General features: G+C 39.1%; 7 protein-coding genes. 1 reads left to right on the top strand and 6 read right to left on the bottom strand.

All coding sequences use genetic code 11. From position 1 onward, the window contains the following. Positions 1-70 precede the first annotated feature (70 nt). The 6 genes from E2K93_RS03880 to E2K93_RS03905 all read right to left on the bottom strand — a co-directional run bounded on the left by E2K93_RS03880 (position 71) and on the right by E2K93_RS03905 (position 10,312). Positions 71-1,642, bottom strand: a complete 1,572-nt coding sequence (locus E2K93_RS03880; protein ID WP_135437836.1) for an alpha-L-fucosidase — start codon at positions 1,640-1,642, stop codon at positions 71-73. A gap of 26 nt (positions 1,643-1,668) precedes the next feature. Next, positions 1,669-3,558 (bottom strand): arylsulfatase, encoded by a 1,890-nt coding sequence (locus tag E2K93_RS03885; RefSeq protein WP_228445478.1) that lies wholly within the window; start codon positions 3,556-3,558, stop codon positions 1,669-1,671. Positions 3,559-3,667: 109 nt separating this feature from the next. Then, positions 3,668-5,581 carry an arylsulfatase gene (locus E2K93_RS03890; protein WP_228445480.1) on the bottom strand — a complete coding sequence of 638 codons (1,914 nt, stop codon included), beginning with the start codon at positions 5,579-5,581 and terminating at the stop codon, positions 3,668-3,670. Positions 5,582-5,606: 25 nt separating this feature from the next. Beyond that, positions 5,607-7,286, bottom strand: coding sequence for a sulfatase-like hydrolase/transferase (locus tag E2K93_RS03895; protein WP_135437839.1), 1,680 nt, complete (start codon positions 7,284-7,286; stop codon positions 5,607-5,609). A gap of 40 nt (positions 7,287-7,326) precedes the next feature. Next, positions 7,327-8,817: a sulfatase-like hydrolase/transferase gene (locus E2K93_RS03900; protein ID WP_135437840.1), complete on the bottom strand. Its 1,491-nt coding sequence runs from the start codon at positions 8,815-8,817 to the stop codon at positions 7,327-7,329. Further along, a complete protein-coding gene (locus tag E2K93_RS03905) occupies positions 8,810-10,312 on the bottom strand; it encodes a sulfatase (protein ID WP_228445482.1) in 1,503 nt (500 codons plus the stop codon). Before E2K93_RS03905 ends, E2K93_RS03900 begins: the two co-directional genes overlap by 8 nt. 286 nt (positions 10,313-10,598) lie before the next feature. Here E2K93_RS03905 and E2K93_RS03910 point away from each other — a divergent pair, with 286 nt between their 5' ends. Next, on the top strand, positions 10,599-11,504 hold the full coding sequence (locus E2K93_RS03910) for a GntR family transcriptional regulator (protein ID WP_228445484.1): 906 nt from the start codon (positions 10,599-10,601) through the stop codon (positions 11,502-11,504). Positions 11,505-11,672 lie beyond the last annotated feature (168 nt).

Below are 11,672 nucleotides of genomic sequence, written 5' to 3' on the forward strand. Positions count from 1 at the left end.
AATTAATAAAAGAACGAGGAGAGTGTTGAAACTGGAATTTTATCATCGAAGCTTCAACACATTCTTGTGATTACAAGGTTATTTCTAAGCTGTAACCCAAGGTTGGGCTCACTAACTTAGGTAGCTTGATATCAACAGCATCTTTGCCTTGTGACCATGAAACGTTACCTTCTTGCCCTAAGACACGGATATTTTTTATATCTAGCCCCACTAATGATTTAACCGAAATATTGCTACTTTTTGGTTTAGTAAATGAAACAACATAAACCTTATTGTCTTTTTGAGTAAACCAAAAATCAGTTTCTTTAAAGTCAAAGGTAACTGTCTGCTTTTCACGCTGCTTTGTACCTTTCATGCTGACTTTGGTTGGCCCTTCATGATCAACTTTCCATGGTTTTGAATCATAAACCGCTTCACCGTTAACTAGTAACCATTGACCAACTTCTTTTAAAATATCAGCAGATTCTTTTGGAATAACACCATTAGCATCAGGACCAACATTTAACAGGAAGTTACCGCCTTTACTGACATTGGCTAATAACCAATAAAGGGTTTCTTTAGGGCTTTTCCAGTCAGTGTCGTAGGATTTAAATCCCCACGAATGATTAGTTGTCGCAATGCCTTCCCATGTATTGGCACTAGCGGCATCAGGTATAACATTGTCCCCAGGAGTGCCAATATCAGCAAAACCATTACCGATACGTGCATTAATCAAAATCTCAGGGTTCGCTTCATACACGGTACGGTAGAGTTCAATACTATGCTTAGGTGGAATGTATATTGGCGTATCAAACCAGATTTGGGTTAAATCGTAATTAGCCAGTAGCTCTTTAACTTGAGGGATAGATTTATCTCTCATGTAATCGTCAAACGTGGTTGGCGCAGGATCCCATGTGTTGACAAACAGTGCTCGTCTAGGCTTCACACCCGGTTTAGGCCCATAATCCTTTAATCCACTGTCACCACCACTGCGCCAATCAAGCGCATTAGAATAATAAACACCAAAGTCGATACCCGCTTTTTTCGCGGCTATTTCCATTTCTTTAATGGCATCACGACCAAAAGGCGTGGCATCAACAATGTTAAAATCACTAACCTCTGAATCAAACATAGCAAAACCATCATGGTGCTTTGAGCCCATCACAATATATTTCATGCCTGCTGCTTTGGCGATAGCGACCCATTCATCGGCATTAAAACCTTGAGGGTTAAAGTTTTTGGCATGTTTTTCATATTCCCCGCGAGGAATTTCTTTACGGCGCATAATCCATTCGGCAACACGAGGACCTGTACCACCGTCTTCCATCTTCTCGCCTTTATAAACACCACCAAAGGTTGAATACAAGCCCCAATGAATAAACATGCCGTATTTATTTTTATTAAAACGATCACGGCCTTTTTGCTTCGCTTTTGAAGCATTAAGCGTTTTCCATTCAGCCGTTAAGGTTTTCATTTCGGTAGAACAAGGAATGCCTGAACCTTCGAAGCCATAAAAAGATTTTTTCTCTAACTCTGACAGTGCGTCATGGGCAGCAAGTTCTTCTGCAGTACAACCTTCTGAGTTTTGCTGCCCTGCATATGATAATATCGGCAAGCTAAATATTGCGGCATAAATCACTTTATTGATTGTTTTTATTTTCATTTGTCATTTTCTCTTGTTGTAATTTGTTAAAGCTTTTCTGCGTAAATAAAGAAAGCGGCTAAAGGTTTATCTGCATCACCTTTGTTATCAGAGCCATTTTTAGTATTGGTAAACCAGGCTTTGATATCGATATCTTCTTTTATTAGGGGTAGCTCAAAGCGAACGCTGGTCGCACCTTTAGGTACTTTTTTAACCATGGTTTCACCATTGATACTTAAGTGTGCGTACTGTTTTGGGATTACTTTATTTGCCGGTTTATCATGGAACATTACGGTAAACTGATAATCACCCTTTTCTGCGGTTTGCACTTTCCACGGTGATATTTGGTATTTATCTTCTTTACCAAGCCAGCCCTTTTTCGCCCATTTATCATTACCGAAACCGGTAGTGTGACCCACTTGTTTAGTATTAGGTGCTAACCAATCATGGCTAGTCATACGCATCGGATTTTCATGAGGAGATCCGATAACAGCTCTCATAGTAGGGATGCCTGATCTCGTAGTATGTTGCCACCACTGTCGATATTGCTTTGCCATTTTCTTTGCTATTTCAGGGTGTTGTTTAATAACATTATTTTTTTGACTTGGATCTTTGGCTAAATCAAAAAGTTCAAATACCTCTTTATTACCATTAGCCTTTACATATCGCCACTTGCCTTCCATTACCGCAAACGGGCGATTAGGATCAGGGGTTAATACTCGTTGTGTAGTCACTGTTAAAGCGCGGTTAGGAATTTCAGTACCTTGAGTTAATGCTGCTTTTAAACTGATACCATCAGTATCAAGCATGCTGATGTCAGCACCAATTAAGTCTAATAAAGTAGGCATTAAATCAATATGGGCGGTCAGCGCATCAATTTCAGCAGGTTTGATCAAACCGCCATTTGGCCATGATATATAGAAAGGGACTCTATGCCCGCCTTCATAGGCCGAGTTTTTAGAGCCGCGCATACCATCATTTAAACTGATAATTTGTTGTCCTATTTTTTCCTCAATGAGCTTTTTCGTTTTACCTTTAACCAGTTTTGCACTCTGACTCCCCATCACTGAACCGTTATCTGTCATAAAAATAAAAATAGTATTATCGGTAATATTCGTTTCATTCATGGCGGTTTGTAAACGAGCAACGTTTTCATCAAGACTGGTGATCATGCCATAAAACAGCGCAAGGTCTTCAGGCACTCCCATAGCGCGATACGGCTCTATATATTTGTCTGGTGCTCTAAAAGGTGCATGCGGCGCATTAGTTGACACATATAAGAAAAATGGTTGTTTATTTGCTTGCTGATGAATAAAGCTAATTGCTTCATCAAACCAAATATCAGTAGCATAGCCTTGATATTTTTTCGGAGTACCATTTACAAAATAGGTATCATTAAATTGGGTATTTCCCCAATAATCTGGTGTTTGACCTACACCACCACCGCCATGCATGACTACATGATCAAAACCTTGGTCTTGTGGACGAAACGGATAACTATCACCTAAATGCCACTTACCCACCATGCCCGTTTTGTAACCTTCATCTTGTAATGCTTCAGGAAGGGTGTGGATCTTATCGGATAAAATATGGCGCCCCATCACCGTATGCCAAACCCCTGCGCGCAATGAGTATTGACCACTCAATAATGCAGCGCGTGTAGGAGAACATGTCGGGTCTACATGAAAGTCCGTTAAACGTATACTTTCATTAGCGAGTTTATCTATGGTGGGTGTTTTAACAATGGGGTTGTTATTATGACCGAAATCACCATACCCTTGATCGTCAGTCATCACCAGAATGATGTTTGGTTGTGTAGACAGCTTATTAGCCGAGATTTGTGAAGGGCGTTGAGTAACGTCATTGCAGCCACTCAACATTACTAATACGCTTAGCGCAAAGCTCGCTACAGACAGTTGACTGATAGTTTCACTCATGTTTTTTAACATATAATTCTCAAAATAATATTTAAGTTTTCGGCACTATTTACGACAAAAATAGTGCCGAAATGCGCCATCTATACTGAATTAATCAAATGTTATTGTGCTATTCTCTGGCCTTTTCTGCATATAGATAAAATGCAGCTAAACCTGAGTCTAAACCTGAATCATCGGTCAAATCATCAAACCACGCGCGTACATCTAATTCACCTTGCGCTAAATCCACATTAAAAGTCACTGAAGTTGTCCCTTCCGCTACGGGTAAAGTATGGGTTTCCCCGTTCAGTTGCAGGTGAGCATAAGTATTATCGATGACTTTTTGTGCAGGTATATCATGCAAGTAAAGTGTCATGGTGTAGCTGCCAGCCGCTTCAACCTTTAACGCCCAAGGAGAAACAATAAAGTTTTCTTCTTTATCTAACCAAGCTACATTACTTGTTTTCCCCCATTTATCATCACCAAAGCCTGGCCACCAAGGTACTTGCTCAGTATTTGGAGACAACCAATCCATGCCGGTTAAACGAGATGGGTTCTCATGCTTAGAGCCAATGATAATTCGTGTTGTTGGTGTACCTTTACCTGTCGCATGTTGCCACCACTGTTCATATACAGCGGCCAATTCAGCTGCTTTTTCAGGATGCTGAGCACTAATATCATGTTGTTGGCCAGGATCATTACTCACATCAAATAATTCAACACCTCCTTTTTCATCGCCATGCACGTAACGCCAGTTACCCTGCATGACCGCAAAAGGTCGTTGTCGGCTAGGATGCAGAATGCGCTGATTGGTTACTACCAAAGTCCGATCAGGTAACGTTTGCTCATTACGCAGTGCTGGTACAAGTGAAATACCATCAGTATCAACACCTGAAACATCAATATTGGCTAAATCCAACAAGGTCGGTAATACATCAATATGAGCCGTTAAGTCATTAATATCTTTAGCTTGCCCTAAACGACCTTGAGGCCAGTGAATAAAAAATGGAACGCGATGACCCCCTTCGTATGTAGAGCCTTTACCTTGACGCATATGGCTGTTTAAAGAGGTTAACTTATGGCCTGTTTTTGCTTCAATTGCTGCAATTGTCGCTTGATCTAATCGCGTTAATGGCTCTCCTTGGCTTTTCGCCGCCATGGACGAGCCATTGTCTGTCATAAAAATAAATATGGTGTTTTCATCAACATTGCTCTTTTGCATTGCCTGTCGCAGGCGAGCAATGTTGTCGTCTATGTTAGTGATCATGCCGTAAAAATTAGCCAGGTCATCTCCCAACCCCATGGCTTTGTATGGCGCAATATATTGCTCAGGCGCACGCCAAGGAACATGCGGTGCATTTAGTGATAAATAAAGGAAAAATGGCGCATCTGTTGTCGCTTCTTTTTCGACAAAGCGAATCGCTTCATCAAACCAAACATCGGTTGAAAACCCAGGATAGGACTTTTCTTCACCATTTAAATAGTAAGTATCATCAAATTGCGTATTTCCCCAATAATCAGGCGCTTGACCGACACCGCCACCACCGTGAATAAGAACGTGATCAAATCCTTGGTCTTGTGGGCGGTAAGGGTAATTTTCACCTAAATGCCACTTACCAAACATCGCTGTGCGATAACCATTTTCTTTTAATATTTCTGGCAAGGTATTGTGCTGGTCACTAAGCATATGGCGCCCCATAACGGTATGCCATACGCCAGCTCGAAGGGAGTACTGGCCACTCATTAACGCAGCTCGTGTTGGTGAACAGGTTGGGTCAACGTGAAAATTAGTTAAACGGTGACTTTCACTGGCAAGCTTCTCTATATTAGGCGTTTGAATGATGGGGTTATCATGCATTGAAAAATCGCCGTAACCCTGATCATCTGTCATCACTAAAATAATATTTGGACGCTGAAACTCTTGAATAACATCTTGTTCAACAACACTTTCTTGTTTAGCTGGGCTACAACCGATCATGCCAAGAAAGCTGAGTATTACCGCTAAGTGAGCCTTTTCACTAACTTTTGTTAATTTTTTATTCATTATCTCATCCATTCTCAAAGTGTAGTTAGCCAACCAACGGGTCTATTGGTTTAATTTTTTCTTCACTAATATGTGAATTTAATGGACCTTCACCACGATATTTTTTAACTAGCTCTGCATTTTTAAGGCGTAACTGTTCAATAATCGCTTGATGTTCTGGCTTGTCGATGAGGTTAGTGATTTCATGAGGATCATTTTCAATGTCGTAAAGCTCTTCATATATAGGCTGTTCACCATTAATTGAGTTGTTGATAACAACTTCGTAAGGACCGTCATTCTTCTTGTCAAAATAACGAATGTACTTCCATTTGTGAGTCCGCACAGATTCTGCTCTTGGGTAGTTTTGGATCATCATCATATTTTCAAGGAAGATTTCTTGGCGCCACTGAGTGTTATCGCCTGACGCTTTTTCTTTATGCATAAGTGGCGTTAAGCTTTTACCATGCATCTCAGCAAGCGAAGGCGTGTTGGTTAAATCCAATATCGTTGGTGCAATATCAACTAATGCGACTAAATCATCATTTTTCGATACTGGTTGAGTATTGCGCGGATCGTAAATGACCATAGGTATACGCACAGATGGCTCATATAATAATGTTTTCCCTCCCATACCGAATTCACCATGCATTAAGCCATGATCTGAGGTAAACACTATGATGGTATTGTCTGCTACTCCTTGAGCTTCTAAATGAGCCATTAATTTACCTAACAACTTATCGATACCAGAAATAGTTTGCATCTCGCGAATTTTTCGCTCTTTTAACGTCTCAGGAGTTTTTACATAGTTATACGTTTTAATATACTCGCCGTTGTAAACATGCTTTGGCAGCTTAGGCGTTTTAATATCTTTTTCGGAAACATAAGTAGCCGGAACGGTAATTTGATCTATCTGATCACGATACGCCGTTTTATATAAGTCTAAATCGCTATCACGCAGCTGCATTGAACTCGTACTATTAGCATGAGGCACATTAAAGTTAAGTAACAAAGCAAATGGTTGGCCTTTGGGACGACTATCTAAGAAGTTATTGCCAGCTTTAAAGGCTTCGTTTGGCTCCATAAAGTTTTCAACGCCTTCTTCCATGATCTCAATTTGTGTATCAGCTTTGGCATTTTTAAAAATCTTATGAGCTTTTTTGTCTTTAGGATAAAAACTTAAATGTTTGTGGCTGGCATACCAATAATCAAAACTATTATCCATGACGCCACTTTTGTAGCCAAAGCCACCTTTTTCAGTTATGCCGATAGGCGTATGGTTCTTGCCAACATAACCAACAAAGTATCCAGATTTTTTTAACAGCATTGGGTAAGTATTAGCCCATGCTTCTTCAGTCATCGTACTATTTGAACCAAAGTTAATACCGTGACGGCGCTCGTAAAGACCAGTAAGCAGATTAGTGCGGCTTGGTGTACATACAGGACTTGTCGCAAATGCGTTACCAAAGACAGTGCCACCAACAGCTATCTTATCAATGTTTGGCGTATTGATAATGGGATGACCTTCATGCCCCGTCACCCCTTTTTGCATATCGTCTGCTAATATAACGATGATATTAGGCCGAGTAGACTCTTCAATTGATTCTTTTACTGATAAATCACTATCCCTTTCGGTCATTAAGGTCTTTGATTCACCACAAGCTGTTATGCCGATAGCAACACCTATAACAACAGCAAGTGTTAATAACCTTTGTCTATCTATTTTCATACATGCTTTCCGTTTATTTGTATATCTTATTAATTTGTTTCTATTGAGCTGAATTATTTTCCGGCATCTGACGGCGGTGATCTTTATCTTTCACACCACCCATCATCTTAAAGCTGCTCTCAACGTTAGTATTATCAAGTGGATCGCCCACTATTTTTTTCCATAATTCCAGTTCATTCATCATTGCCGCTATTCGCTTGCGTTGGTTTTTATGTCTTGATAAATCGACCAACTCATCAGGATCAGAAACCATATTAAATAGTTGTGTTTTTTTTAGGTGCGGGTAATAAATTAACTTGTAATCTTCAGTTCTTAACATGCGTTGAAAGTGACGGTAACTGCCATAGATGCTGTCATAAACTGCCGTTTTTTCACCTTCGATTAAGGGTTTGATACTCGGCGCTTGGACTGATCCAGGTATTGCTATTCCTGCCATATCAACAGCTGTTGGAAAAGCACTATTGAGATAAAACATTCCCTTAGCTGTTTTACCTTTAGGCACATTTGGGCCTTTGATAATAAAAGGCGCTCTAACACTATGATCATATTGGTTTTGTTTTCCTAACAAGCCGTGCTTACCGACTGCTAGACCATGATCTGACGTAAAGATTATAAGAGTATTATCAACTTGACCTGACTCATCAAGAGCATCTAAGATTCGACCAATTTGGCTATCCATATGATCGATCATCGCATAGTATTCACCAATAAATTCTTTTACTGCTTCTGGCTTTCTGGGAAAATCCGCTAATACCTCATCTCGAATATAATGATCCCCTTGGTTAAAAGGATGCTCTGTCAAATAATTAGCAGGTAATTCAATTGAGTTTTTGGGATATTTGGTAGTAAATTTGTCCGGTGATTGACGAGGGTCGTGTGGTGCTAAAAAACCAACGTACATCATAAAAGGCTGTGTATGTTTTGATGATAAAAATTCTACCGCTGCATCAGCAACCATTTCACTGCTGTGTTTATTACCTTTATAAGCTTTATATTTATCAGTATCCTTTGCCGCCGCATTGTAATCTACATAATTGGCTTGCCATTGTCCGCCATCTTTTACAAATGACATACCACCTTTAAATACGGCTTTGCCTTGGCTAAAACTGCGCTCAAAAATGGGCATAGGTAGGTGCCATTTGCCCGTCATAAATGTGGTATAGCCCGCCTCTTTAAAGGTTTCACCAAAGAGCTTAAAGCTTTTAGTGTCTGCTCCTTTTTTATCATTATTTGGCGATAATCCGGTATGGAAAAGGTGACGACCCGTATTTATCATTCTACGTGAAGGCGAGCATACCGCCGGCGACCATGAACCTTGGTTAAAAACATGAGTAAAACTCATACCAGTTTTAGCTAACCGGTCGATGTTAGGTGTTGATATACGTTTATTGCCGTGTGCACTGATAGTATCTATTGCTTGATCGTCGGTTAAAATAAATAAAACATTGAGGGGTTTACTCGTATTAAATGCTTTAGCTGAAATTGATAAAAACGAAAGCAAAAAAACTACAATAACCGTTAACCTATTCATCACTTGTTAACCTTTTTTTTGCTTGGTTTATGGGCCAACCGACTACAGGGTGATAATTTTTATCATGATAATCCGCGCCACTATGGCTTGCTTTCGCTGAAGCTAAAAACGCTTTAATTTGTTGGCTCATTTTAGCAACTAGCTCTGGATATTGACTGGCAACATCGCTAGTTTCACTAGGATCTTTAACTAGATCATATAGCTCAAATTTGTTGTTATTTTTTACGCTAGTGACTAATTTGTAACCCCCATCAATTAATGAGGCTTTTTCTTTGGCAATAAAAGGAATAGCTTTATGTCGTTTAAAGTTAGGCTGTGATTTATTATTGATTAGTAGCGGTAAAAGACTAATGCCATCAATTGGCCGACTATCAGGCATTGAATAACCAACTATTTCTGCAACAGTTGGAAAATAATCGAGTGTTGATGATGGCAAGGAAACTGTCGTTCCTGCCGTAATATGCTTAGGCCAAACAGCAAGTGTTGGCACTCTCACGCCACCTTCAAATAGATCTCGCTTACGCCCTCTTAAACCACCAGTAACACCTGCTGTACGACCATTGGAGTTTTTAGTCTTACCCTCAGGACCATTATCACTCGTAAACGTAAGTAAGGTGTTTCTTTCAACCCCTAACTTTTTTAATGCTTTACGCAGCCGACCAATTTGTTCATCCATTTCAGTAACAACGCCGTAATAATGAGCCGCTTCACCATAGTTTTGGTATTTTTCTAGGTACTTAGGGCCAGCAACCACATCCATATGTGGTGCATGAAACCAAACTATTGCTGCAAACGGTTGATTTGCTTTTACAGACTGTTCGATAAACGGCAGTACTTGATCCATAACCACACGACTTGCACCTCCTTGCAATTGGGCATCACTAGGTTCAAGTGCTTTACCATCCAACCAAAACGGATTGTTTTTTGCTCGTTGACCTTTTGCTGGATCCCATAAAGCTACCGCTGATTCAGTAACAAATGAAACATCATAGCCATGCCATGCTGGTGGAGAGTAATTAACGTCAGGCTTACGTTTCTTTCCTTTTGATGAAAACTGTTTACTTAGTGTCCCCAAATGCCATTTTCCAAAATGACCTGTTGCATACCCCTGCTCTTTTAATATTTCAGCCAAGGTGATTTCTTCTTTGGGTAAATGACCGACATTTGCCCAAAAAATACCGTAACGATGTGGGTGACGCCCCGTTAAAAATGAACCTCTAGTTGGTGAACATACTGAGCTAGCAGAATAGAAATGAGAAAACTTAACGCCCTCTTTAGCCATTTGATCAAGGTTTGGGGTTTGAATAATGGTATTACCGTTAAAACCTGTATCGCCATAACCTAAATCGTCCGCCATTATTAGAATAATATTAGGCGTTTCATTATTTACCTGAGATTGAGCATAAGCTCCAACATTTACGCAGACAATCAAACAACAAAGCAATAGAGCTAAGTTATTACCATTATTTTGAATATCTTTTAAGACGCTTTTCAATGTTTGGCCAATTTACTCTTTCACACTTCATCTCACGAACGACTTCTTTAGCCGTTATCCTCAAAACGAATGTGTTTTTTTATATGTAAAATACAAACTATAAAGAAAATACCTACAAGTCAACAGTCTAAACAATAAAAACAGCTCTGTTCGCTGTATTATTTTTCGAATAAGCTACTTAAATAAACCTTAAACATAGATTTTCCCATAAAATACTGTCATATTAGGTTTAAATAAACATGTAAAAAGCTTTTAAACGAATATCAAATTCGCAAGGATTATAAAGTTGAGCAACAAAACTTATTTATTTAAAAAATCTATTAACCAAATGCTAGATCACATTGCCCAGCTACCAGAACGCGAAAAGGTAATGGCTAATGACATTCAGTTAACAAAGCTTCTAAGTATAAGCAGGACTACAGTAAGAGCTTGTGTGGAGCATTTGTGTGAAGAAGGAATAATCAAACGAGATGGACCTAATAAAGTTGTATTAAGAGTTCCAACTCAACACGACTATTTCGATATTTCAGATAAAAACTCAACCAAAGATGTTCAAATTGAAAAGTACTTTTTGAACTTGATTAATACAGGGAAATTATTACCAGGAGACCGTTTTTCAGAATTAAGCCTGGCTAAAAACTCTGGCTGCACAACCATTACCGTACGTGAATTTTTAATTAAGTTTTCTAATAACGGCTTAATAGAAAAAATTCCTCGTGGCCGTTGGAAAATGGTCAAGTTTGATGAAGAGTTTGCTAGAGAACTCATTGCATTTCGAGAGATGGTAGAAATGCGCGCATTAACAGAATTATTAAAACAACCAAAATCAAGCCCAGTATGGCAAGAGCTACAGGAACTTTTATTTAAACATCAAGAAGTAAGAGCTGATATGGAAAGTCGATACATGGAATTTCCAGATCTAGACCGAGAGCTTCATTTAATTATTCAACGCTCTGCAAAAAACAGGTTTACTCAGCAATTTTTTGATATTGTTTCGTTTGTTTGTCATTACCACTATCAATGGGATAAAACAGGTGAATTAGAACGATTTACCATTGCCATTGATGAGCATATCGACATTCTCAACAATTTAATCATTCATAACAATGCTGGCGCTATTTTAAGTATGGAGAAACACCTACAATCTGCTGAAACTACATTGTTACGTTGTGTGCATGGTTTAGATGGTTAACAACTCAAAAAAAGATATCGTTGAATTGATATCTTTTCTGTAATGCAAATATCATCAAACTTATAGTGTTATGTATCGTCAGGCTTCTCACTTAAACAAATATTTTTTCTTCAAATGGCTTCGCATAACATCACAATTTTTGTTTTTTCATAGCTAGAAATAATGTGG

Origin of the sequence: Thalassotalea sp. HSM 43, from assembly GCF_004752005.1 — a bacterium.
Taxonomy (GTDB): Bacteria; Pseudomonadota; Gammaproteobacteria; order Enterobacterales; family Alteromonadaceae; genus Thalassotalea_A.